22 protein-coding genes and 1 tRNA gene are annotated in these 25,559 nt (G+C 46.1%); 12 read left to right on the forward strand and 11 right to left on the reverse strand.

What is annotated here, in order from left to right; translation table 11 throughout:
- Window positions 1-55 precede the first annotated feature (55 nt).
- The gene (locus tag J0M30_06635) at window positions 56-1,144 is read left to right on the forward strand and encodes an LptF/LptG family permease (GenBank protein ID MBN8667167.1); all 1,089 of its coding nucleotides are present in this window, start codon (window positions 56-58) and stop codon (window positions 1,142-1,144) included.
- Between the two features lie 105 nt (window positions 1,145-1,249).
- On the forward strand, window positions 1,250-2,575 hold the full coding sequence (locus J0M30_06640) for a citrate (Si)-synthase, eukaryotic (GenBank protein ID MBN8667168.1): 1,326 nt from the start codon (window positions 1,250-1,252) through the stop codon (window positions 2,573-2,575).
- Between the two features lie 311 nt (window positions 2,576-2,886).
- On the opposite strand, the gene J0M30_06645 is transcribed toward J0M30_06640, so the two are convergent.
- From J0M30_06645 to J0M30_06665, 5 genes are all read right to left on the reverse strand, one after another.
- On the reverse strand, window positions 2,887-3,813 hold the full coding sequence (locus tag J0M30_06645; GenBank protein MBN8667169.1) for a DUF1735 domain-containing protein: 927 nt from the start codon (window positions 3,811-3,813) through the stop codon (window positions 2,887-2,889).
- Between the two features lie 15 nt (window positions 3,814-3,828).
- Complete coding sequence (locus tag J0M30_06650) at window positions 3,829-5,259, reverse strand: RagB/SusD family nutrient uptake outer membrane protein (GenBank protein ID MBN8667170.1); 1,431 nt, start codon at window positions 5,257-5,259, stop codon at window positions 3,829-3,831.
- Between the two features lie 80 nt (window positions 5,260-5,339).
- Window positions 5,340-8,282 (reverse strand): SusC/RagA family TonB-linked outer membrane protein, encoded by a 2,943-nt coding sequence (locus tag J0M30_06655; protein ID MBN8667171.1) that lies wholly within the window; start codon window positions 8,280-8,282, stop codon window positions 5,340-5,342.
- Between the two features lie 127 nt (window positions 8,283-8,409).
- Window positions 8,410-9,885, reverse strand: a complete 1,476-nt coding sequence (locus J0M30_06660; protein MBN8667172.1) for a RagB/SusD family nutrient uptake outer membrane protein — start codon at window positions 9,883-9,885, stop codon at window positions 8,410-8,412.
- Window positions 9,886-9,897: 12 nt separating this feature from the next.
- Window positions 9,898-13,095, reverse strand: a complete 3,198-nt coding sequence (locus tag J0M30_06665; protein MBN8667173.1) for a SusC/RagA family TonB-linked outer membrane protein — start codon at window positions 13,093-13,095, stop codon at window positions 9,898-9,900.
- A gap of 440 nt (window positions 13,096-13,535) precedes the next feature.
- On the opposite strand from J0M30_06665, the gene J0M30_06670 reads away from it, so the two are divergent.
- From J0M30_06670 to J0M30_06690, 5 genes are all read left to right on the forward strand, one after another.
- Complete coding sequence (locus J0M30_06670; GenBank protein ID MBN8667174.1) at window positions 13,536-14,531, forward strand: histidine kinase; 996 nt, start codon at window positions 13,536-13,538, stop codon at window positions 14,529-14,531.
- Window positions 14,532-14,541: 10 nt separating this feature from the next.
- Window positions 14,542-15,303 carry a response regulator transcription factor gene (locus J0M30_06675; protein ID MBN8667175.1) on the forward strand — a complete coding sequence of 254 codons (762 nt, stop codon included), beginning with the start codon at window positions 14,542-14,544 and terminating at the stop codon, window positions 15,301-15,303.
- A 93-nt stretch (window positions 15,304-15,396) separates the two neighbouring features.
- Window positions 15,397-15,470, forward strand: a tRNA-Ala gene (locus J0M30_06680).
- Between the two features lie 34 nt (window positions 15,471-15,504).
- Window positions 15,505-15,756, forward strand: coding sequence for a GIY-YIG nuclease family protein (locus J0M30_06685; GenBank protein MBN8667176.1), 252 nt, complete (start codon window positions 15,505-15,507; stop codon window positions 15,754-15,756).
- Window positions 15,757-15,842: 86 nt separating this feature from the next.
- Complete coding sequence (locus tag J0M30_06690) at window positions 15,843-16,094, forward strand: GIY-YIG nuclease family protein (protein ID MBN8667177.1); 252 nt, start codon at window positions 15,843-15,845, stop codon at window positions 16,092-16,094.
- A gap of 109 nt (window positions 16,095-16,203) precedes the next feature.
- Here the strand turns inward: J0M30_06690 and J0M30_06695 are convergent, their stop codons facing one another.
- The 4 genes from J0M30_06695 to J0M30_06710 form a co-directional block, all read right to left on the reverse strand.
- Entirely contained in the window at window positions 16,204-16,878 is a 675-nt protein-coding gene (locus J0M30_06695; GenBank protein MBN8667178.1) for an NYN domain-containing protein, read from the reverse strand.
- Window positions 16,879-17,040: 162 nt separating this feature from the next.
- Window positions 17,041-19,365, reverse strand: coding sequence for a DUF2330 domain-containing protein (locus J0M30_06700; protein MBN8667179.1), 2,325 nt, complete (start codon window positions 19,363-19,365; stop codon window positions 17,041-17,043).
- Window positions 19,366-19,443: 78 nt separating this feature from the next.
- Entirely contained in the window at window positions 19,444-20,199 is a 756-nt protein-coding gene (locus J0M30_06705; GenBank protein ID MBN8667180.1) for a response regulator transcription factor, read from the reverse strand.
- A 12-nt stretch (window positions 20,200-20,211) separates the two neighbouring features.
- A complete protein-coding gene (locus J0M30_06710) occupies window positions 20,212-21,153 on the reverse strand; it encodes a histidine kinase (GenBank protein MBN8667181.1) in 942 nt (313 codons plus the stop codon).
- A gap of 212 nt (window positions 21,154-21,365) precedes the next feature.
- On the opposite strand from J0M30_06710, the gene J0M30_06715 reads away from it, so the two are divergent.
- The 4 genes from J0M30_06715 to J0M30_06730 all read left to right on the forward strand — a co-directional run bounded on the left by J0M30_06715 (window position 21,366) and on the right by J0M30_06730 (window position 23,420).
- Window positions 21,366-21,800 carry a DUF1761 domain-containing protein gene (locus J0M30_06715; GenBank protein ID MBN8667182.1) on the forward strand — a complete coding sequence of 145 codons (435 nt, stop codon included), beginning with the start codon at window positions 21,366-21,368 and terminating at the stop codon, window positions 21,798-21,800.
- Window positions 21,801-21,975: 175 nt separating this feature from the next.
- Window positions 21,976-22,365 (forward strand): VOC family protein, encoded by a 390-nt coding sequence (locus tag J0M30_06720; GenBank protein ID MBN8667183.1) that lies wholly within the window; start codon window positions 21,976-21,978, stop codon window positions 22,363-22,365.
- A 103-nt stretch (window positions 22,366-22,468) separates the two neighbouring features.
- Entirely contained in the window at window positions 22,469-22,933 is a 465-nt protein-coding gene (locus J0M30_06725; GenBank protein MBN8667184.1) for a hypothetical protein, read from the forward strand.
- A 25-nt stretch (window positions 22,934-22,958) separates the two neighbouring features.
- Window positions 22,959-23,420 (forward strand): DUF1801 domain-containing protein, encoded by a 462-nt coding sequence (locus J0M30_06730; GenBank protein ID MBN8667185.1) that lies wholly within the window; start codon window positions 22,959-22,961, stop codon window positions 23,418-23,420.
- 118 nt (window positions 23,421-23,538) lie between these two features.
- On the opposite strand, the gene J0M30_06735 is transcribed toward J0M30_06730, so the two are convergent.
- Window positions 23,539-24,114, reverse strand: coding sequence for a DUF1579 domain-containing protein (locus J0M30_06735; GenBank protein ID MBN8667186.1), 576 nt, complete (start codon window positions 24,112-24,114; stop codon window positions 23,539-23,541).
- 172 nt (window positions 24,115-24,286) lie between these two features.
- On the opposite strand from J0M30_06735, the gene J0M30_06740 reads away from it, so the two are divergent.
- Complete coding sequence (locus tag J0M30_06740) at window positions 24,287-24,439, forward strand: hypothetical protein (protein MBN8667187.1); 153 nt, start codon at window positions 24,287-24,289, stop codon at window positions 24,437-24,439.
- On the opposite strand, the gene lpxB is transcribed toward J0M30_06740, so the two are convergent.
- The gene (lpxB, locus tag J0M30_06745) at window positions 24,428-25,558 is read right to left on the reverse strand and encodes a lipid-A-disaccharide synthase (GenBank protein MBN8667188.1); all 1,131 of its coding nucleotides are present in this window, start codon (window positions 25,556-25,558) and stop codon (window positions 24,428-24,430) included. The genes J0M30_06740 and lpxB overlap by 12 nt on opposite strands.
- Between the last annotated feature and the right edge of the window lies 1 nt (window position 25,559).

The following is a 25,559-nucleotide window of genomic DNA, read 5'->3' on the forward strand; positions in this document are numbered from 1 at the left end:
TTCCTAACAGGCATTCGCCCGGGTTTTTGGCTAATATTCATTTACTTCGCAGCGGATGAAAAAGCTGGATTGGTACATACTTCGTAAGCTCCTGGTAACTTTCTTCTTTTGTCTCCTGTTATTTACCGTGATCGCCGTCGCCGTGGATAGCAGTGAGAAGGCGGACGATTTTGTAAAATCCGGCTTTAGCACGACGCAATTGATCTCTGCTTACTGGTCGGGTTTTATTCCCTGGATCTGGGGTCTGCTTTTCCCTCTTTTTGTGTTTATCGCCTCCATATTCTTTACCAGTCAGATGGCGACAAGGAGTGAGATCATCGCTATCCTCGCCAGTGGCACCAGCTACAACCGGTTTCTGCGGGCTTATCTGGTGGGTGGTATCCTGCTTGGCCTGATGCTCTATTATGCCAACCGCATCATCATTCCAAAAGGCAATGAGAAAAGAGGTGATTTTCAAACCCGTTATGTGGACCAGAACAACCCCTCTACTTTCAACGACCGGAAGTCCATGACCTATCGGCGTGCGGATACAAATACCTATGTTGGGTTTAAAGATTATGATACCGGTTCAAAAACCGCTATGGGTTTTTTTATGGACCGGATCAAGGGAGACAAGATCAGCTACAATCTTCGGGCTGACCTGCTTCGCTGGGATACTGCCAAAAAGAAATGGCAGGCCCAAAATGCGGTGGAACGAATTGTGGACAGCATGGGAGAGAGGGTTCAATTGCTGCCTGAAAAATTTCTGGACCTTTCCATCAAACCCGATGAATTAAAAAAGGACCAGTACCTGAAAGATAAACTCACCACCCCCGAATTAAAACGGTTTATCCGGAGCCAGTCCATGCGTGGATCGGAAGGGTTGAACACATACAAAGTGGAACTTTATCGCCGCACCGCCACCCCGGCTGCGGTTTTATTATTGACCCTGATCGGCGCGGTCATCGCCAGCCGGAAAACCCGTGGAGGCAGCGGGCTTCACCTGGCATTAGGCTTTATCATTGCCGCCCTTTTTGTGTTGTCTGACCGATTCTCCACCGTTTTTTCCACCAATGCCGGATTACCTCCCTTACTCGCGGCCTGGATTCCAAATATTCTGTTCACCGCCGTGGCCTATTGGCTTTACCGAAAGACCCCGAAATGATTTGCCCTTCATTTTTTCAACTTTCTGACAAATAATTTGTTCTGTGCCTTAGGTAACAGTATTTTTAAGCGCCTTCATATTATCTTTATTGTTAAATCTTAGTATATGGGTATCCTAAAGGACAGGTTCAAAGTAAAAGCGGAAGCGGCAGCAACCGAGATCAAAGAGATCCTCAAAGAGCATGGGAATAAAGTGATCGGAGAGGTCCAACTGTCTCAGGTTTACCAGGGGATGCGTGGAATGACAGGGCTGGTAACAGAAACCTCACTGCTTGATGCACAGGAAGGGATTCGTTTTCGCGGATATACCATTCCGGAACTCCGGGAAAAACTTCCGAAATTTAAAGGAGGTACCGAACCCATGCCCGAAGGATTGTTTTACCTGATGCTGCTGGGTGAATTGCCATCTGACGAGGATGTGGAATACATTACTTCGATCTGGCAACGTCGTTCGCATGTGCCCTCGCATGTTTTTCGTACCATCGACGCCTTTCCTCTCCATGCCCATCCCATGACGATGTTTGTAGCAGCGGTGATGGCTTTGCAAACTGAAAGTTTTTTCCAGAAGGCCTATTCCAAAGGGATCAATAAAAAAGAATACTGGGAGCCAACTTTTGATGATGCGATGGTATTGATCGCGCGTCTTCCCCGTGTGGCCGCTTATATCTACCGTAGAAAATACAAGAACAGTGAACACATTGAGCCCAACGGTATGCTTGACTGGGCCGGGAACTTTGCGCATATGCTGGGATACGAAGATCACAGTTTCAAAAAACTGATGCGGTTGTATATGACCATTCATGCTGACCATGAAGGAGGAAATGTATCGGCACACGCTACCCACCTTGTGGGCAGCGCATTGGCTGATCCTTATCTTTCCTATGCAGCAGGAATGAATGGTCTTGCCGGACCCTTGCATGGACTGGCCAACCAGGAAGTGATCAAATGGATATTTGAAATGCAGGATAGCCTGGGTACAAAATCTCCTTCCAAAGAACAGATTGCTGAATACGTTAAGAAAACACTCAGCGAAGGGAAAGTGGTTCCCGGTTATGGCCACGCGGTGTTACGCAAGACCGATCCCCGGTTTACCGCCCAAATGGCTTTTGGTAAAGAACATATGCCCGATGATCCGCTGGTTAACACCGTGTGGAATATATATGAAGTGGTACCTCCTATTCTTCAATCCATGGGCAAGATCAAAAATCCATGGCCCAACGTAGATGCGCATAGCGGCGCCTTACTGGTACACTTTGGTATGGTAGAATATGAGTTCTATACCGTACTGTTTGCCGTAAGTCGTGCACTCGGCGTATTGACCAGCCTAATCTGGGACCGCGCCCTGGGTATGCCGATTGAAAGACCCAAGTCGGTAACCACAGACCTGGTGAAGAAATGGATCAAGGGAGAAGATAACGTTTGGGGGGAATAGCAAACACCAGTCTGGACCAGGATTTTAAGATTTAAGGGTTACCGGGATTGATTTTTTGGATTTAAGGATTTACACAATCCTTCAAATCCATTACTCCCACAATCCTGGTAAAAAAAAAGAAGCAGGCCGGCTAGACAACCACCTGCTTGGTCAAAAATTTGACCTACACATGAGAAAACGTTTATGATCGGTAATCCTGTATTTAATTGCTATGGGATAAAAGTACTTTCTTCTTTTCTATTCTCATTTTATGTATTACCCGTCCATGAATTTTCACTCCTGAACCATTACTTCAACTACTTGAATGTTTATTAGCGGGGTCCGGTATAGGTCCATGTCTCTGTTATCGTGAATCTTCCAAATACATTGTACTTTATCGTGAACACTTTATCGTCCGGGCCGTTCTCTGTGAACTGATTGGGTCCCGAAGGATCCACGACCCCGGTCGAGGCACCTCCATCATTATCCAGTATGTCAACTACCTTATCCGTATTGGGGTCAAATACAAAACGCGGTGAGAATAACCAGGCGAAGGCGCCCGTTGTTGCGTTTTCAATGATGTAGGCATTTTCATTCAGCGGCGGGCCAACGGAAAAATCGGGGTTCAGGTAATCTACTGACATGGCATCCGCGGTACGCAGCCCCACATTCACGCTGGGGTAAATACCGGTGTACACTCCTAAAAGGTCCACACAGGAACCTGTTACCTCATACAACCCATCGTATTTGTTTTTTACAGAGAGGATGATGAACTGCTGATAACTTCTTTCACTGATCTCTCCATCCATCACTTCGGTTATGGTCAATCCCAACGCATAGGAGTCATTCACAAGGTCGGATGGTTTTAGTTTGATGCGAACGGGTTTTTCCCTTTCGGTTTCATTTAGTACCAACTCAGTATTGATAAATTGGAAAAGGCTTTGAGGAATGGCCACATAACTTGTGCCATTGGCTGTATTGTAGTCGGCTACAATGGTGGGGCTTGCGGCAAACTTTACGGAGATATTTCCGCTGGGTTTTGACCGGATGAACAAACGCAGATCAGCCACCGTCACTTCTTTCTCCGTGGTGGAAAAATCCATGGCCAATGTACGTTCAGGCGAAGGGTCACTGAATTCAGCGATCACCCGGTCCGTATTGGGGGTGAGGTCACCAAACACATTATTTTTTTTACAACCAATCAGCGCCAAAGCCAGTATAAGGATCGTTGAACTAACGGAGAATAATTTTCTTTTCATGTTCGTTGATTTGAATTAGTATCCGGGATTTTGTTCCATATTGTCATTGGCGATCATTTCTGTTTGGGGAACGGGGAGGTTCCAGGCACGACTGCCGGATCCAAGACTGCAAAAGCTGCTGCAGTTTTGAGTGCGGCTTATACTGCGTGTGGTGCGTTTCAGATCAAAGAAACGATGACCTTCTACCACGAGTTCCTTTCTACGTTCGATGGCAATGGCTATCTGCAAGGCAGTACCCGATTCCGTTCCTGTGGCGGCATTGCGGGCAGCGCGCAACGCATTAAGGTCAGCCAGTGCGGCGGCATCGAGTCCTTTGTTTGCTCTGGCTTCGGCACGGATCAGATACATTTCCCCGGTGCGAAATACTTTGTAGTCGGTCACTCCGTCTGGACTGGCACCCGCCGTGGTCTTGGCGAAATACTTATTTAATACCATACGCCCGTTTCTATTTACCCAATAGGCTGCGGAACGTACATCAGCCGGATCATACAGGTTCAATAAGGCGCTCACCGGTCTCCAGGATAGCTGGTCACCCGCAGGTTGATATATCTCTCTCGCCAAAGCGGCATCCCCTGCCTGGAATTTAATGGACCAGACGACCTCCCGGGTAGTTCCATCCTGCCATATCAATGGAAACTCCGCGGTATTTGCCAGAGGCCTGGCGGCAATCACCATGCTGGAATATTTTATCGCGCTATCAGCCTCCCCGGCATACAGGTACATTCGGGCCAGCATGGCATTACAAACCAGTGAATCAATATAGGCCCGGTTGGTGGCAGCTGCGGAACTGATGGATTGTATGGGCTCATCGATATCCGACAGTAGCTCTTTTGCTATTTTCAGGTCCGCTTCCATGGCATCATAAGTTTGCTCCACTGTCCCTCTGGCAGGCATCAACTCCACGTTGAAAGTGTCTACATAAGGTATACCGGGTTCCTGAGAATTACGGGCGTAATCATCCACCCACCAGCGCATGGCTTCAAAATGCATATAAGCGCGCAAGGCTCTTGCCTGTCCTTCAATACGGTTTACAGTCAGCGGATCGGTTGCCCGGAATCGCTGTAGCCCGCGAAGGGTGATATTAGCTTGCTGAATCACATTATAGACAGCATCCCATCCACCTTGCACCGAAGCCTCATCCGCTGTGTAGTTCCACCGGAAATAGGGATTCATCGCGCCGAGGTTGGCAGGGCCCCCATAGAAATTGTCTCCGGCTACATCCACGGCACAGAGAAAAATACTCCCTCCATTGACGCCGGCATACATACTGTTTTGCTTGAGCCGGTCATAAGCCGCATTCAGGGCAAACTCATAATCACCGACGGTATTAAAGAACAGGTCCCCATCTATGGTGTGGGTGGGTTTCAGGTCCACCACCTTTTTACAGGAAACAACCACTAAACCTGTTGTAACTATCATCAACAGCAACGATATTTTGTTTCTCATTTGTTGCGTTTTTTATAAAATATTCAAATGCTTATCGCAGAAATGAATAATCAATTATGAATAAATAATATCCTACATGTTTATAGCCCTACACTTACCCCCATTGTAAACACACGCAATGCCGGATAAACCGCACCGGTTAAGATGCCCGTAAATACTTCGGGGTCATAACCTTTGAAACTGTACCAGGTATGCAGGTTTTGCGCCTGGGCAAATACACGCAGGTGGGTCATATCCCATTTGCCGAGTAATTTATTGGGCAGGGAATAACTCAGGGTCAGGTTCCGGAACCGGAGAAAATCTCCTTTTTCCAAAAAGCGTGTAGTTGCTGCCTGAAAATCACTAAAGGGTGAGGGTATATCGGTGATGTCTCCGGGATTCTGCCATTCACGCAACAGATCGCGATTAAGATTAGAGAACCAGTACTGTGGGTTCTCCAGATCCACCCGCGCCTGATTGAACACCTGGTATCCGTATTGGTAAGTGAATAGGGCCGAAAGCTCCACACCCATATAAGAAACAGAAGTGCCAAAGCCACCAAAACCTTTGGGGTCAAACTGGCCTACGATCACGGCATCCGAAGGATCATATACGTTGGTAATGGTTTTCCCATCAGCTTTCAGATACAGGGCATCCCCATTGTCGGGATCAACCCCCGCATACCGGACCAGATAGATACTGTTGGCCACTGAACCAATACGGTTGATGTTGATACCGGTGATGATCTCATTGTTGCCATCCAGGGCTTTGATGATACTTTGGTTACCTGTCCAGTTAGCAAACACATTCAGGTTCCATCCACCCTGGTTTACCAGGTTGTAATCCAGCGAAAGTTCTATACCGCGGTTTTGCAACTGTCCCAGATTGGTCAGGATACTCCCTACGCCATTGGTAGAAGAAAGCAGTCGGTTCAGATAAAGCCCGCGTGTAATGCTGTTAAATAATTCAACGGAACCGGAAAGCCGGTTTTTCATCGTGGTAAATTCTACACCCAGGTTAGCAGTGGTTCTTGTCTCCCAGCTTAACTGATCTTTTCTCAGGTTGACCAGTGATAATCCCGGAGCACCATTGTACGACACGGGTCCAAACTGTTCCAGCGCTTCGTATGAGTTACCAATATCTGCGTTACCGGCAGAACCATAACTGAATTTGAGTTTAAGGTTATTGAAAACCTGTTGTTGTTGCATAAAGGGTTCGGCCGTAACAGCCCAACCCAAACCGATTCCGCCGTAGTTAACAAACTTGTTGCCTTCGGCCAGACGTGAACTTCCATCTCTTCTTCCGGTCAGGTTTACAAAATATTTTCCCTGGTAATCATAATTGGCAATGGTGAAATAAGATAACAGCGCATCTTCAGTAACATTTCCATTGACGACTGGTATATAATTATTGGTGGCATTGCCAGGGGTAATACCCGAGGCATTGCGGATGGGTCCCACCAAACCAAAACCAAAGAAACCATTGGTTTCGGTTTTACGTTTAACGATCTCCTGGTAAAGACCGATTCCCCAATTGTGGTCACCTGATTTTCTTTCATATTGCAGGGAAGTGGTCCCCGTGGTACGCACTCTTCTCAGATTGGTTACTTGCAAGGCGCCTCCGCCACCGGGAACCACATTATTTTCCTGTGTGTTGCGGTCAATATAATTTTCTCCCTGGTTATCGGTAAAATCAATACCCCATTGGGTACGGGCAGAAAGCCCTTTCATAAACGGTGCCCGGTATTCAATACTGGCCACACCAATACCTTTGAGTTGCCTGTTCTTGTTTGTATTCAAAAAAAGCTCTGGTAAAGGGTTGGGGTTTCCACCCGGGTCAAGCAGGTTAAAACTGCCATCTGGTAAATAGGGTGTGATATAGGGTAGGGTCCACCGGTATGCATTCAACGGCGTGGAGATGACATTGTCATTCTCATCGGTATTGGTGGCCGTGGATACACCCAGGGTGGTGGACAAACTGAATTTAACTGCACCGGCAGTATGATCGAGGTTGACGCGGCCGGTATATCGGCGAAGAGAGGTAGCACGTACCAGCCCCTGCTGATCAAATACCGAACCGGAAAGAAAGAAACGGGTTTTATCGTTTCCACCGGTAGCACTCAACACATGTTGTTGGGTTTTGGCCTTACGGAAAACGGCATCATCCCAATTGGCGACGATCTTCGACAAACTATCCACATCATCGGGTGACCAACCAAATGGGTTGAGTCCATCGGGGCGGTCGTAAAACAACTCATAATCCAGTTTTTCCCGTGAGGTCATCAGGTCGAGTTGACTCTTGGGTAAGGTTTGTGTGCCATATTGAAAATCATAACTCAACCGGGTCTTTGCATTTTTTCCCCGCCGTGTGGTGATCACGATAACGCCATTGGCACCCCGTGAACCGTATTGGGCTGTTGCGACCGCATCTTTTAATACATTGTAGGTTTCAATGTCGGCCGGATTGATACCCTGGAAATCAGCCCCGGTCACCTGAATTCCATCAACAATATAGAGTGGTTGAGTACCACCCAATACAGAGCCTTTTCCGCGAATGGTGACCGATGCGGCGGAACCGGGTTGCCCGCTTTGACTTTGGATCAACAGGCCGGGTGAACGTCCCTGTAATAACTGATCAAAGGAACCAATGGGTTGCAGGTTGACATCAGAACCGGATATCCGGGCAACAGAACCCGTGTATTGTTTTCGCGTTTGAGTGGTATATCCGGTTACAACCACTTCCTGCAGATTGGCCAGAACGGGTTCGAGGGTCACATCAAGGGTGCTGGCATTGGCAACGACCTCCTTTGGCGTATACCCCACCATGGTGAATACGAGTACAGCATTGTTGGCGGCATTGATGCGGTAGCGCCCTTCATTATCGGAGGATGTACCGCCATCTGTCCCCTTGATACTGATACTGACACCGGCAAGCGGAATGCCGGAAGAAGCCATGACCCGACCCTGTACTACCTGCTGGGCAATTGCCAGTGAAGAGAACAGGAGAAAGGCAGATAGACAAAGAAGTAAAGATTTGAATCGCATGAGCAGTGAATTAAAAGATGGGAAAGAGGTTAGGGGAATCAGGGAATTTGAGGATTTGGGAATTTGAAAATGAACGACTCTCCATTTTCAAATCCCCAAATCCTCGAATCCTCAAATTGTACATTCATCACGGGTTCTGATCCGCCGCAGGTATATTGATATTGGCATCCAATTCAGACTGAGGTAATTGATAATAATACCTTTTATCTCCAACTGGCAGGGTAAGAACGGCATCCGCCCTATGGTTACTTCCGGTACGATCCACCGCAATTTTCCAACGACGGAAATCATTCAGGTTAAATCCTTCACCCCACAACTCAATCCGGCGATGCGTGCGGATCTCATCAACCAACACATCTCCGCTATTGGTGGAAAGGGTGTATGCGGCATCTCTTTTACTGACCAGATCATACAATACCTGACGTGCCTGCACTTCCTGACCAGACATGGCAAGCGCTTCCGCTTCGATGAGATACATTTCAGCTACACGCATGTACACATAGTCGCCTACCCAGGCACCCGGGTCACGAAACTTCAATTGCACATAAGCAGGTAAACCTGGAACACTCGGGGTAACCGGGCTGTTGAAATTATTTTTTCGAACATCGGTCGCCGGGATCTTGTCATAAAGTTTTCTGGAGATGGCTTTATATATTCCAAGGGCACCTGCATAACCCGGACTGGTATTATCCATATGAGAGAAGAACGAAGCGAAGATGGTAGACGTATTACTGTTCAGATCACCACCCCACATCCATTCGGGGTTATTGATATCACTAAAACCCGCCGTGTACTGTGCGGTGCTCATCAGGCTTAATCCCTGACGGGCAGCAGCGGCCTGGGTAGCAGCATCCGACCATCTTTCCATATTCAAATAAGCACGGGCCAGCATACCTCTGGCCGCTGCCTGGTTCACCTGTTCTTTGCTTGTCCTTGTCCATCCCGCAAGCAGATCAATGGCCTTGGTCAGGTCCGCTTCAATTTGGGTATACACATCTGTCAGTGTACCGCGGCCTTTTGAGCTCAGGTCAGAGGATGAAGTGTAAATGGGAACACCTTTGGCCATTTCATTTCCTTTATAAGTAACCTGGAACAGTTGGGCCAGGTTCAGATAACTCCATCCGCGTAAAGCCAGCGCCTGTCCGGCTATCGATTTCAAAGCAGGATCAGTTGTATTCAGATCGATCGGTGCCAGTATTTGATTGGCACTATAGATGATGCGGTAATAAAAATTCCAATTGGTAAAAACACGGGCAAAAGTGGCCTGACGGTCATCCACCAGATAGTCAAACCCAAACCAGTGATGCGCTGTTTGCACCATATCTTCCGCGGTCAGATCTGTACTCAGGTCGATCGATTTTTGTCCAAAGTCATCATGACGCCCGGCGGCACGCAGGGCCGTGTTGTAGCTATACATATAGGTATAGATACCGGAGATCTGTCCTTTCGAGATCACCGCTCCTATCTCGGGAGCCACATCAAAGGCCTCGCGTAACTGGTCTTCAAGTACAATCCCATCAGGACGGGTATCCAGAAATCCCTTCTTACATCCGGCAATGACCAGGAGAAGAAGTGTTGGTATGATCAGAAATTTTTTCTTCATGATTTTTCGGTTTTAGAATGAGAAGTTGACACCGGCCGAAATGGTCCGGATCGGGGCATAACCATTAAATGTATTTCCGATAAAACTTTGACGGGTATCCAGTCCCTGACGTTTGGTAGACAGGAATACATTATCAGCTACCATATACACGCGAATGGAGGAGAATCCGTATTTGGTCAATGTACTGTTCGGGAAAGAATAGCCCAGGGTGATATTACGCAGGGCGATATAATCCGAACGGATCAGGAAACGATCAGAGGTTTGGTTGGCATCCTGATAGTTCTCTGAGATCCTTGGGATCATACTTCCGGTATTGGAAGGAGACCAGGCACCGATGATATCCTTATGCCAGGTGGTGATATCGGTGGAACCCGATTGCATCAGTCCCTGATAGGTAGCATCATAGGTCCAGCCACCCAATCCGTAACTCGCGATCGCGCTTAAGTCAAAGTTTTTATAACGTACCGTTGTATTGAAACCTCCGGTGATATCCGGAACAGCGGTCTTACCGGTATAGTAACGTTGTGCATTAGAAAAGGCATTGGTCGTGATCTTCTTTCCGGTAGGTTGACCATTGGCATCCAGCTCATCCCGATAGTACAAGGCTTTTCCATCGGCCGGATCTACACCGGCAAACTGCCAGAGAAAATACTCATAGGGGTCTTTACCCACAGCGAGACGGAAATTGGCGCCAGGAGTGCCAATACGACCAGGAGGCAGGGTGTTGGTACCTACAAATTCATCCGGTAGTTCCTTCACACTTGTTTTATAATGCGTACCATTGAGACCCAGTGTCCATTTCAGGTCCTTTTTATTGATGACCTGTACATTGAGATCAAATTCGATCCCTTTCAAACTGATGGTACCAAAGTTTTGTGCCCGGGTTTGTACACCAGTTGATGGGGCGACCGGTACATTGAACAACATATCCTGTACATCCCGGTTGAAATACTCTATGGAGCCCTGGAGTCGACGGAAGAGCGAGAATTCTAAACCAATATCCAGGTTACGGTTCTTTTCCCAGGTGATATCCTTGTTGCCGATATAGTCTGGTTTGATGTTCGCGCTACCAGAGGTGACAACTACGTATTGGGTGGAATAAGGATAATAATTAAATACGCCCGGGTTAAGAGTACCGGCAGGGTAGAGGATGGCATCATTACCCACCAGTCCATAATCGGCTTTAATTTTCAATTGGTCAATAAAGTCGATATTCTTGATAAAGGGCTCTTCACTCAAAACATATCCGGCACCTACAGACCAGAAATTACCCCAGCGGTTATCGGGGTGGAAACGAGAAGAGCCATCCCGACGGATACTGGCACTCAGCAGATATTTACCATCAAAATCGTATTGTGCACGGGCAAACCAGCTTTCAATATTATGGTTAACACGGCCCGACTGGGCATCCACTACTTTGGCGGCGGAGCCCAATTCGGTCAATCCGGGTAACATGAAGATCTCCTTGGTAGCAAATGAATTTTCGGATATCAATTCATAGGATTCATGTCCTACAAGTAAGTCGAGGTTATGATTATCACGAATGGTCTTTTTATAATTGACCAATTGGTTCATTAACTGGGTCGTAATCTTGTTTTGTGTCAGCGTACCTCTTCCCTGTACACCTACTTGTCCGGCTATGATACCGGCATTTCCATACAGGGGGTTCTGGTTACGTATCTGCCGGCTTCCCCGGTAATCATAACTATAGTTCAGGGTGATGGTCAGGTCCTTGATGGGATTGATGGCCACAAAACTCCGGGTATTGATATTGTCTGCTTTTCTGTAGATATCATCGAGGTCGAGTGTGGCGCGGGGATTTTCCGTTGCGCTAAACCGACGTACGCCCATGGAGTGGGGGTTACCACCAATGTCTCCAAAATCATAATAGGGATTGCCTTTTGGATCGAGGACATAATCCCCATTGGCATCACGGGTATATATGGGGTAAATAGGGGCCACATTCCGGGTCCAGAAGAACATGTTCTGGTACGAGTTATTATTTAGTGCCGCATCCAGGGTATTGTCCTGGTTTGTTTTGGCATAATTCGTATTCAATCCCAGTTTCAGCCAGTTGTTTACTTTTTGTTCCAGGTTCAGGCGGGCGGTGATCCGTTCAAATCCTGTTTTGATCACGATACCCCCGTCATCCAGGTAGCCCAGCGAAAAGAGATAGGAGGTTTTGTCCGCGCTTCCGCTCATGGTAGCTACATATTCCTGACGAAGCCGGTTATTAAATAGTTCATCTTCCCAGTCGTCATAGTATTTCAGACTCGCGCTGGAGTTCAATTTTCCGGTTACGGGATCGATCACGGTTTGACCAGCGGGAACGGAATAGGGATTGTAGCGATCGAGGCGTCCGTTACCTGGTCCAAACATGGCATTGGAGGCAAAGGCACCGGCGGCGGCTTCAGTAAGGGGATTTGTTGCCCTAAACATCGCTTCATGTTTAATGTATTGCCAGTACACTTCCAGGTATTGACCCGGGTCACGGATCACATCATATTCCGGAACACCACGGGTGTTAACACCCCAGCGGGCCTGGATATCAAACCGGGCCTTACCCTTTCCTTTCTTGGTGGTTACAATGATGACTCCATTCGAAGCCCGGCTTCCATAAAGGGCGGTGGCCGAAGCGCCTTTTTGTACCGAAACGGATTCAACATCGGCAGGGTTGATGGCATTGATATCCCCGTTGTAGGGAACGCCATCCACTACCCAGAGTGGGGTATTGTCCAGACTGATGGAACCCAAACCGCGCAGGATAATGTTCTGCCCCGAACCCGGTTGACCCGAATTCGCGGAAACACGTACGCCTGGTAACATCCCTTCAAAGGCGCGACTGAGATTCGACACCTGTTGTTTGTTAATGTCAGCAGCCTTCATTTCTGAAACTGAGCCGGTGAAGGTCTTTTTGGTGGTGGTACCATAGGCCACGACCACCACTTCTTCGAGCGACTTTCCGGAGGGGGCCAACCGGATATTGTACGCGGAGGAGGAGGTGAGGGGGATTTCCTGGGTGGCTTTTCCCACAAAAGAGACAACAAGTGTTCGGGCGTCGGCGTCGAGTGCCAGGGAGAACTGACCGGAGGCATCCGTACTGGCGCCGGTGCCGGTCTCCTTGATCATAACCGAGGCATTGGCAACCGGAATACCGTTTTCATCGGTCACCTTGCCGGTGATCACCCGTTGGGCGTACACCTGCATCATAAAAAATAGACATGTGACTAGCAGTGGTAGTTTTTTCATATCCGATTAATTGATTAATAAAAAAAAGCAAGGCAACAATTATCGTGTTAATGCTCCGTGGAAATTTTTGTTAGTTACTGAACCGTGAAAAACAGCATCTGAAGCCCGTGTACGAAATATGGAGTTTAATGGAATTGTCATTTTATATATGTGATGCAGCGTTATTTTAGCCGCCGAGGTCAGAAAGAATAATTCAGTTAGTTATTGGTCCTGTTCAAACTCCTTCCTTTGTCCATACCATTCGTAATTGATTTTTTCCGACTCAAATAATTTGGCTATTGCTTAACGGGCTTTACTGATAGATTTGAATGACCTGAACGTTCGACGAGGAAAGTTGAATCAACCCATAAACCAAACCAGAACCCAATAAACCAATTGCTGACATGATAAGGGATGTTCACATGAGATTGCTGTTTATTCCCTTGCTTGGGGTATTCATCCCCATATTGTCGGGTATTGTTACTTATAATAAATACACCTGGCCGGTGCTTATTGCCGCTAATGCGTATTTTATATTTACATCCTTATGTATCTGGCGGGGTTCGCAGTGGACACATCTCAAAACCCGTCACTTGTTCAATAAGGGATGGAACCCGCTTCCCAAGGTGGTCTCCCTTTCTATACTGACTTCTTTGTGTGGGGTGGCAGTAGGAGGGTTCTTTGTTATTCTCTGGTTCTATATCTCGAAAGAAACTTTTTCCTGGGCACTGGTCTATAAGTTTCTGTTCATTACCTCCCTGGCGGTGATATTGTTTACTTTGATCTATGAGATATTATACCTGACCAAGGAAAGGGAAGTGGACAATCAGATCGTAGACCAATTGGATCAGGAGCGGACCAATGCTGAATTGGAAGCCTTACGCAATGAGCTTGATCCTCATTTTATCTTTAATTCCCTCAATACGCTCAATCACCTGATCCTGCACAACCCGCTGCAGGCGCATTCATTTAATAATAAGCTGGCACAGGTCTATAAGTATTTTCTTATCAACCGCCACAAGCAGTTGGTGTCCCTGCCCGATGAACTGGAGTTCATGGAGAATTATTTTTATCTGTTACAGATCAGGCATGATGACAAATTGAATATTTCTCTCGACATTAAACCACCTGACAGTAATGTGCTGATTCCACCCTGCGCTTTACAGATATTACTGGAGAATGCCATTAAACACAATTCATTTACTACAGCGGAACCGCTCACCATCCGGATTCAGCAGAATGGGCAGTCCCTCAAAGTGAGCAATGATGTAAAACCCAAACCCTATCCGGCCCATTCCACCGGCATTGGCTTGAAGAACCTGAGTTCGCGGTACAGGATCCTTTGTAAAAAAGATATTAAAGTGGAACGTAGCGGTTCAGTTTTTTCCGTACGTCTTCCACTGATCACCAACCCTTAATTTTCTTGCCATGATCAACACCCTAATCATTGAAGATGAGTCGGCCGCCCTGGCCAACCTGACCCAGTTGTTACAGGAATTCAATTCGGAAGTGGATGTAAAAGCTACACTGGGAACCGTTGAGGAGAGTATCCTGTATCTCCAGAGTGAACCTCCGGTACACCTTATTTTTAGCGATGTCCAGTTATCGGATGGGCTATCCTTTTCCATTTTTGAAGCTACCCGAACCCGGATCCCGGTCATCTTTGTAACGGGGTATGACCAGTTTGTAATGAATGCCTTTGAATACAATGGGATTGATTATCTCCTGAAACCGGTCAATCGTCAGGAACTCGAGAAAGCCCTTCGCAAATACCATCAGTTACAGGAACATTTTGGACAATCCACCGCCCCCCTGGATAACCTGGTGGAATACATCAATAAAAAGAGAAAGACCCGGCTGATCGTCCGGAAAGGCCTGGAGAATATTTCCCTCCGGCTGGAGGACATCGTGCTTTTCTTTACCGAGAATAAGATCGTCTATGTGATCGATAGCCAGGGTAAGAAATTCATGACCGAGAAAAACCTCGGTGAATTGGAAAAGGAATTGGATCCTTCGCTTTTCTTCCGGGTCAACCGCCAGTATATCGTCCACATCAATTATATCAAGGGGTTCAAATCCTTTGAAAAGGTCAAACTCAAGGTCGATCTTGCCCTTCCCGATCTTGCTCACCAGATCATAATCAGCCAGGAAACAGCGCCTGAGTTCAGGAGGTGGATTTACGAGGCTTGATCGAACTGTTAGCTATTGGTTATTAGCTCTTAGCCAGAATAGGGGCTGAAATTTTTTTAAATATATAAAACCCCTTATTTTTGCACCCCGTTTGGGGAATTAGCTCAGTTGGCTAGAGCGCTTGCATGGCATGCAAGAGGTCACGAGTTCGACTCTCGTATTCTCCACAAAGCTATACTACAAAATAGTATGGCTTTTTTTATGCCATATTTTGTTTATATCATTTATTCCAGCCAGATTGATCAATATTATATTGGGCATACCGAAAATCTCAAAGACCGTCTATTTCGTCACCAGAATAGTGGAAGCAAGGCTACCAAGAAGGCAAAGGACTGGGTATTGGTTTACTCTGAGAATTTTGAGAGTAGATCTGAGGCTGCCAGGAGAGAAAAAGAGATTAAAGCAAAAAAAAGCAGGAAGTATATAGAGTCTTTGGTACAGACAGTTCGCTAGAGCGTCCCGCCATCGGCGGGAAGGTCACGAGTTCGACTCTCGTATTCTCCACAAAGCCATACTACAAAATAGTATGGCTTTTTTTTATGCCATATTTTGTTTATATCATTTATTCCAGCCAGATTGATCAATATTATATTGGGCATACCGAAAATCTCAAAGACCGTCTATTTCGTCACCAGAATAGTGGAAGCAAGGCTACCAAGAAGGCTAAGGACTGGGTAATGGTTTACTCTGAGAATTTTGAGAGTAGATCTGAGGCTGCCAGGAGAGAAAAAGAGATTAAGGCAAAAAAAAGCAGGAAGTATATAGAGTCTGTGGTACAGACAGTTCGCTAGAGCGTCCCGCCATCGGCGGGAAGGTCACGAGTTCGACTCTCGTATTCTCCACAAAGCCATACTACAAAATAGTATGGCTTTTTTGTGCCTTATTTTTTATTTATCATAATTAATAAATTACAGTCTTGGGTTTTGGACATGTTGTGTTTAATCCATCAATGTGTTCGAACAACGACTTATCAATATTATTCCACATGGGATCAAGAATGAAATCTATCCCCTCCCTTCTTGCGAGTTTTGATGCAGGAACAAAATCAGCATCACCCGAAATAAGGATAATCCTATTCACAAGTTTCTTATAAGCCAATGAAGCAATATCCACCCCAATTTTCATATCTATTTCCTTTTGCTTTAATTCATAATATACATCATCCGGCCTTAAATCTCTATTACTCATATCCCCGGATATCAACATTTTAGTAATATTTGGACGAATCAACCAGTTGCCAGAATCCTTTATTTTCCCCAACCTTAAAGCAACCTTTCTTTTTTTCTTTAATTCTTCAATAAATGCCATTCTGAAATTATAGATGTCTGTCTTTTTAAAGTCAACTATTTTCTTATCCACCGGATTGTGAACCTTTTTATCAAGAGGGATACAATCGTAATAAAATATTCTATATAAACTTGATTTTTTTGAATGACGCAGGGCAATATTATATAAATCCCCGGCCACCTGTTCCGGAGAGTTTTTTTTATCCTTATCAAAAAGCGCAAAATACCTTTTTATAAAAAAGCTGCCATCAATTAATACTGCTACTGAGGGATATTGCGGAGTGCTCATAATAGAATAAAAAAAAGCTCTTGGTTAGGTATTCTCTCTATTAACCTAAACAAAAAAAATGGAGAATACTTCAGCCAGGAGCATTATTATGAATGCAATTTATATAAAAAAGCAGAGCTGAAACATATTCAGCACTGCTTTTCACACGAGGTGTTTCCACTATTATACTTTTCGATACCCAAGCATCGCCAAACCCGCCAAAGCCACTGTTCCAAAGATTAACCCAGGCAAGGGCGAAGGCTGTTCAGTTTTTTGGTTGTCCTGCAAGGTAGCATATTGGGCAGAGGCATCGACCCCTTCTTCTTCTGCCATTCCGACCTGGTCCCAATCATTATAGTCTTTCCCCGTCAAATAGGTGAGCATTTCCATTTCGTCCTGCCGACGTTCCTTTAACGAACGGAGATAAGCTTTTCCTGCTTCACAGTCCATTTCGCCGGTGGCCGGATGTGTAACAATATACCTGGCCTGGAAATTCTCCGTATTTGGGGTGGTTTGAAATACAAGATCCTGGGGAAAACTCTTCCGGTTATACCGAACATGGAGTCTGGTGAAAAATACCTTGGCATTTGCTGATTGGTCCGGGCTAACCCGGTCTTCCCGTGAATTCCTGTCCATCCACCATACACCGGCTTCGCGCAGGTCATTCCATTGGGGAGGGTCACTTACACAAGGGTCGCATTTCACATAATTGGAAGGACTGACATCCCAGGCATATTCGAGATAAAGCGCGGAGCGCCCTTCTTTATGAATCTGGTGTTCAAATAAGTTGCTATAAAAGTTGCCAAAATTCTCTTTGACAAACAGCGGTATATTCTTGCTGGTGGGTAAAGAAAGCGTGCGGTAGTTTGTGGTTTCCACACGACCCTTACGGGTAAAGGCATATACAATCATATCCTGATCACCATCGGCATTGGCCATGCCCAAACGTATCGGGAGCATGAACTTGGGAGATTCGAATTTAATCTGCAAAGGACGGAGTTGCTGCGAACCTGTCTTGCTTTTCTCTTCGAGGTTTACCTTCACCACAAAGAACTTGAGATTGCTTTTTATATAAGGATCCAATACCTCTTCTGCTCCTTTGGGAATCTTGTACCCATTGTCATCCAGCCAACGTTTTAACCCACCACTTTCTTCGGCACTCAGGATCACGATATCATATTCACCCACCGTATAGGTAGCTTCCACCTTTACTTTGTATTCCTTGTCTTCATCCTTTTTCCGACTCATCGGAACGCTTTTTACGGTCACCCCGTTAACGCTTCCACTGAGTGATTCATACACCACCGGTTGCTGACAAGGGTTGGCATCATAATACTCGACCAGCCGGGGTTTGGAATAATCATTCAATCGTTGGAAAATGCCGCCATCCACAACCTTGATATCGGACTTGGCCAGGACAACAGGTACGGGTACCACCATCGCGAAGTCGCGGACATTTCCCTTGAAATCATTGCTCATGGTGATGACGGTCTTATTGCCATCACGCACTAAAATGACCTGGGAGGTTTTGTTTTTGAGCGTGCCATCGGCCTTGGATACATAGAAGCCACAGAATGCAGCAGCCTCCTGTCCGGTCATGGCAAGCAAGAGCAGGAATGCGGTTGTTTTTTTGGAGAATCGAATCATAACTATACTTTTTATGGTTGATAAAATGCGAAAGGACAGCTTTGTATTCTTCCATTCAAAATCTTTTGCCTTGAACAGGTGATCAAGCACCGGAACAAGTGGACCGGCCGCCACCAAAACCCAGATCGGTGTATTGTATTTCCATTGAAAAGCCGATAGGTAAAAGGCTACAAAGGCAATGATACAAGCCCACACTATCCGGGCTACCGGATGATTGGGTGATGTACGCGGGTCGCTGATCATAAAAAAGGTAAACAGGAGCAGGCTACCGGTACTGATGCTATGCAGAAAGAAGTCGGCAGGCCATTCCAAATACACCACTTGTCGCCAAAAGAGTAGTCCTCCAAAACTGATTAAAAATGCCAGACTGATATCGAGTTTCTGCACGCGGGTGACCACGATAAAACCCAGACTGAGGACCGCAAAAAGCAATACCGTACCAGTACCCCATTGTCCGGGGGATAACCAGGCCCCATCGGTCAATAAAAGGACCGCAACGATACCAAAAGCCGAAGGGTTGAAGAGGTGTTTGCCTTTATACCTGAAAATGAATTTCGAGGCTACGGTTAGGAAAGCGGCGAGCAGACTGATCCAAACCGTGTTGGTCTTCAGTAATAGACAGAGGCTCATGGCGCTGATCAGGCCACTGAATCCCCAGCGCTGGAAGTCCTTTAAACGGACCCATTTTTTGGTACGGTTGGATTCAAGTATGAACTGAAATAACAAGGTGCCTCCAACACTGGCGATATAATGCCCAGTATCAGGCTCCCAATGCAGGATAAATATTCCGTAGAGTAAAAAGAAAGTTTGAAAAATGACCTGGAAGTAACGGGGGTCCAGGCTAAGGCTCCATTTTGGCATACAAGGGTTTTAACCTTGGATGTCGGGCCGGGACTTTTTACATATCCCGGGATAGCAAAGTTTTTGTAAAAAATGCCTTTACCTCCCCATCCACTCCTTAAAAGCGCTTGCATTTTCCTGGCTCACAATTACTTCTTCCTGAACGACCGGCTCCAGTTCTATCTGAAGTTTACTTTTGGCGGCAGCACGAATTTTTTTAACCGCATTCATATTGATCAGGAATTTCCGGTTGGCCCGAAAGAATAAGGCGGGGTCCAGGTTTTTTTCGATATCGGCCAGGGATTGATCCAACAGAAATTTATTGCCTTTATTATCTACCAGACAAACCAATTTATTCAGGGCATAGAAATAGGCGATGTCTTCAGCACGGATGCTTTGATAGTCTGCCCCTTTTTTTACCAGAAACCTTTTTTTGTATTCTCCGGTTTGGGGGGATTGGGTGGATTGAAGCAGGGATTGGAGGTTTTGGGCAAAATAGTTTTTTAGTTTTTCATATTTGTCCAGTGCCGCTTCCAGTTTTTCCTGTTTGATGGGTTTGAGTAAATAATCAATGCTGTTGTGTTCAAAGGCTTCCTGCCAGTATTCGTCGTAAGCCGTGGTGAAGATTACAGGAACATTCAGTTTAACCTGATCAAAGATGCGAAAGGAGGCCCCGTCGGTCAGTTCAATATCCATCAGAATGAGATCTGGGTGAGCGTTTTGCTGAAGCCATTGTACTGAATCGGCCACGCTTTTCAGGATGGCAATCAAATGCAGGTCACGACCGGTCTTTGCCAGGGCTTTCTGTATTTTTTCAGCGGCCGGCTTTTCGTCTTCAATGATGATGATACGCATAAGCAAATTCGATTATTCTGTAAGCGGCAATATAACGGTGAATGAATGTTCGTCGTTGATGATCTCGATCTCCCGATCGGTTATCAGGCGATATCTCTCCCTCAGGTTTTCCAATCCGATCCGACTACCTGGACGGCTTGTTTTTTTCTGCCGGATTTTGTTGGTGATCACCAGGGTTTGGTCTTTGGCGAGTATCCGTATCACCAGCGGGTCCTGATCATTGAATTCATTGTGCTTAACGGCATTTTCCACCAGGGTTTGAAGAGATATGGGGGGCAGCAGGTAACGTCCAGGCCAGTCTGCCGGAATATCCACCTCCATTTGTACTGCCTGATCGAACCGTATCTTAAGTAAGGAAAAATAATTCTGTATAAAATCCAGTTCATCTTTGATAAAGACAAGGTCACGCGCTTTATTGTGCAGTATATACCGGTACACATCCGCGAGACTCGTATTAAAGGCCTGTGCCTTTTCAGGTTTTTCTTCGATCAGATGCGACAGGGTGTTGAGTGAATTGAAAATGAAATGCGGGTCCACCTGATTTTTCAAGGCTTCCAATTCAGCCTCCGCTCTTGCTCTTTCGAGTTGCTCCTTTTTTACTTTTTCATTGGCCACATCCCTGACCAGAAAAACCGTTTCATAGAGGTTGACCAGAAAATAGACCGCGATCAAAATGATCAGGGTAGTGAGTTTTAGGGTGTCCCAATCCACCACACCCTTCATAAAAATTTTATACCAGCCTACCAGCATTAAGGTACTGGCAGGTACCACATAAAACGGAATGCTGAGAACAATAGCCAGGAGCTTACGGATCGGTTTATTGAACCAGTCAAAATAAGCCCGAAGGGTAAGATAAAGAAAACGGGTACCTTCATAGATCACAAAAGCGATGGCGATGGTGTAGAGGTAACTGAGTTTGATCTCCCAATTGGTGAATTGATTGGGGGGCACCAAACGCGTGATCAGCGGGATACCGATACCAAACAGGGGTACCAATACGGCCCGTATCCCTCCGTCATTGATCTTATCACGGGGGCCCAGAAGCTTGGTCGTTATAAAGGAATGTTTGGTCGCCAAAATTTTCGGTTTCGTTCCCTTTAATTTGGAAAAGTAAAGTTTGGAAAATAGTTTAGAAGTACAATGTTTTTTCACCAAAACCAACTATTATGGATATGAGCACGATCAACTGGCTGGCTGTTCTGGTCGCCGGTATTTCCGCCTTTGTTTTAGGGGGAGTCTGGTATTCACCAGCTTTATTTGGCAATGCCTGGATGAAAGCAAATAATTTGACATTAGAACAGGTTCGAAAAGGAAACCAGGCCAAGATATTTGGCTGGTCATTTGTGCTATCGCTGCTAATGGCTGCCAACCTGGCTATGTTCCTGGCCGATTCACCAGCCGGCTGCCCGGAGAACTGCGCGCAAAAGACAGATCTTGCCTGGGGAGCAACAGCTGGTTTTCTGGCGGGACTTTGGCCCTTCTGCGGCATCGCCATCGTCGCTTTATTTGAACATCGATCCACCCGGTATATCTTCATCAATGGCGGTTATCTCTTGATTGCGCTGACATTGATGGGAGCGATTATTGGATTGTGGAGGTAGGAGGTTGGATGACAGATGACGGATGACAGATGACAGATGTTGGATGTTGGATGTTGGATGATGGATGACAGATGTCGGAGGTCTCGCACAGCCAACCTCCGAAATCCGTCCTCTGTCATCTGTCATCTGTCATCTAACATCCAACATCCATTTTCTAAAATCTAAACTTCAAAAAATGCAACATTTCATCTCCTGGTTCGAAATTCCTGCTACGGATATTGACAGAGCCACTAAGTTCTACGAAGCGATCTTTAAATGCACGCTTTTCCCTATGGATATGGAGGGAATGAAAATGCGGATGTTTCCACTGGATGATCCCATGACCGGTATTGGCGGCGCCATAGTTGACAGTGGTGGTTTTCACAAACCCTCGGGCACTGATGGTGTACTGATCTACCTGAATGGAAACCCTGATGTGCAGGTCATCATTGATCGGGTAGAAGCAGCCGGGGGGAAGGTCGCCATGCCCAAAACTGCCATTTCACCAGAGTATGGGGATATGGCTGTTTTTATTGATACCGAAGGAAATCGGATCGGTTTGCATAATATCCCGGCCGGTATGTAATTAACTTTTTCTAATTTGAAAGTGTATATGAATTTTGATTTCTCGCAGCGCCCGCTAAGTTCTTTGCGGACGCTGCGAGAAACTTTATGTTTAAATTATGTCAATGAGAATATTACTTTTTGCTTCACTCGCTCTGATTCTTTCCTGTAACAATAATCCCAGGCAATCAGATTGGGATTGGATTGTTGGAAAATGGGTACAGACAAAAGCCGATAGCAAAGTGGTAGAGGAGTGGAAAAAACTAAATGACAGTTCGTATGCCGGACTGAGTTATGTACTCAAGAATAGTGGAGAGAAACAAATGCTTGAGTCGGTGGAATTGATCCACCGGTCGGGAAGCTGGAGCTATATTCCAACCACCTTGGGCACCGGGTTTCCCAATCCGGTCACCTTTACCATTTTACGATTTGGAGAACAAGGCTTTACGGCTACCAATCCGCAGCATGATTTTCCCAAACGTATTGTCTATGAACGTAAAGGAACTGATTCCCTTCATGCCTGGATCGATGGGGGCGAGGCTGCGCCTGAACCCCGACTCGATTTTTTTTATGCACGTTCGCGGGAATGATTTATCTTCCTTTTAATCATTTTATATGCAATCGAAAGCAACCACGGTAGATGCCTACATGAAAGAATTGCCGGCTGACCGGCTCGAAGCCATGACCAAACTTCGTAAAGTGATCAGGAAAAATATTCCGAAGGGTTTTCAGGAATGTATGAACTATGGGATGATCGGTTTTGTGGTTCCGCATAAATTGTATGCCGAAGGCTATCATTGTGATCCGAGCATGCCGCTGCCCTTTATGAATATAGCTTCACAGAAGAACAATATATCCGTTTACCATATGGGTATATATGCCGATCAGAAAATATTGAAGTGGTTTGAGGGCGAATACAAAAAACTCAATATTGGCAAACTGGATATGGGTAAAAGTTGTATCCGGTTCAAGAACATGGACAAAATCCCCTATGACCTTATCGGCCAACTGGCCGCTAAGATTACAGTTGATGAGTGGGTAGGGAGGTATGAGGAGATGAAGATGAAGAGGAAGTGAGACGAGAGGCGTGAGACGTGAGACACTTGTCGTGAAACGGAAGACGTGAGGCGTGAGTAGAGGTTTCCTACTCACGCCTCACGTCTCACGTTTCACTCCTCACGTATCACGTCTCACGCTACTTCATTCTGGACAAAACAATCTCCATACTCTTAAACTCTTTACCATCTACTGTTGAGTATTGTTCGAGTTTTTGGGTGTCTTTGCTGGTTATATACAGAACCTGACGGATATCGATCTGTTTACCACTCATGGGATCGGTCATTTTTCCTTTCAGTGTCATTGATTTCGTTGCAGCATCCCAGCTTCCTTCCATATACATCATCCCTGTACTCATATTATCCATCCAGGTGCTGGAAAACACTTTGCGTGAATTATCCCAACCAGTCAGGCTATACCCTTCAAAAGGCATACCCATCATGGAGCCGCTGTGTTTCTGCTCCTGGTAACGACCTCCGAGGATCATTTTACATTCTACCGTTGCTTTCATGGTTTGCTCCGGCGTGCCGGGAGCCATCCACATTTTGATATCTTCCTGCCAGATACCATCCCATTCAGCCATCATTTTATGAACATCGGAAGGGGTCATAGCCTCCATCCATTTTTGCATTTCCTCCGGTGATTGGGCAGAGGCAGTTGGGGAAACAAACGCGCTGATGCAGAGCGCGAGGATTAAGGTGGTTAGCATTCGCATGGTATAATTTTTTTTAAAAGTTACGGCATTATTTGATGGCGAATATTAATTATTGATGTAAGAAACAGGCACAGCCCGGAAAATGTCGAATAGTTTTTAGTAAATAATTAATAATCAATAATCAATAATTTTTGAATTTAATGCATTGTTCTACCTTTAATATATGGGAGTGATGAAACAAATTGCCGAATACCTCTACCTCCGGAAACCGGACCCGGACCGGCCAAAGACCCAGTGGATCAAGTATATGCATGGCATCAACCGGATCAGCATCCTGATCTTTCTGCTTTGCCTGATCATTCTGGCCATTAAGTTACTTCGCTGAAGGATGTTGTAAAAAATCCACAATGGAGCGGGCTGCCTGTCGGGATGCGTTTCCCCCCTGTCCCAGGAGTTGGTGGAGTGCTTCGTAATCCTTTCGAACCTGTGCCTGCTGTTCTTCATTCGTCAGCAGTATATCTAATTCCTCCCGGAGCCGGGTGGTATTGAGTTCGTCCTGAATCAATTCTTTGACCACCAATTTATCCATGATCAGGTTGACCAGGGAGATGAATTTTACTTTCACCAATCGCTTTCCGATCTGATAAGAAAGATAAGATCCTTTATAACATACCACTTCGGGAACCCCAAACAAAGCGGTCTCCAGGGTAGCTGTCCCGGAGGTGACCAAAGCCGCTTTGGATTTATTCAGTAAGGCATAGGTGGCATTGGCAACGGCATAGACATTGGCAAATGGCCGAAGCATATCTTCATAAAAAGAGGGGTCAAGTCCCGGGGCTTTTGCCACAACAAACCGGTAGTTGGGGTAGAAGCGGGTCACCTCAAGCATGACGGGTAGTTTCTTCAGGATCTCCTGTTTGCGGCTACCTGGTAGCAGGGCAATAACCGGTTTATTTGCATCGCCCGGGATTTCCAGGTCAGTTGGCTTGGCGCGAAATTGATCGATCACTTCCACCAGGGGGTGACCTACATATTCCACATTCCAGTCCCACTTCTTTTCATAATAATCTTTTTCAAAAGGCAGGATCACCAGCATTTTATCTATACAGGTCTTCATGCTTTTGACCCTGTTCTCCTTCCAGGCCCAAACCTGCGGGGAGATATAATACACCACTTTCAGTCCTTGCTGTTTGGCCCATTGGGCGATGCGCAGATTGAAACCCGGATAATCGATCAGGATGAGTATATCAGGTTTCCAGGAAAGAATATCTTCCTTGCAAAAGCGGAGGTTCCGAAAAATGGTGGGAAGGTTTTTGATGACTTCTGCAAATCCCATAAAAGCCAGGTCGCGGTAATGCTTCACCAACTCGCCTCCTGCCTCCTGCATCAGGTCACCTCCCCAGCAGCGGATGGCTGCGGAAGGATCCTGTTTGACCAGCTCCCTGATCAGGTTGCTGCCATGCAGGTCGCCGGATGCCTCTCCGGCTATGAGATAATACTTCATG

The sequence above is a fragment of the Chitinophagales bacterium genome (genome assembly GCA_017303415.1).
GTDB lineage: Bacteria > Bacteroidota > Bacteroidia > Chitinophagales > Chitinophagaceae > SpSt-398.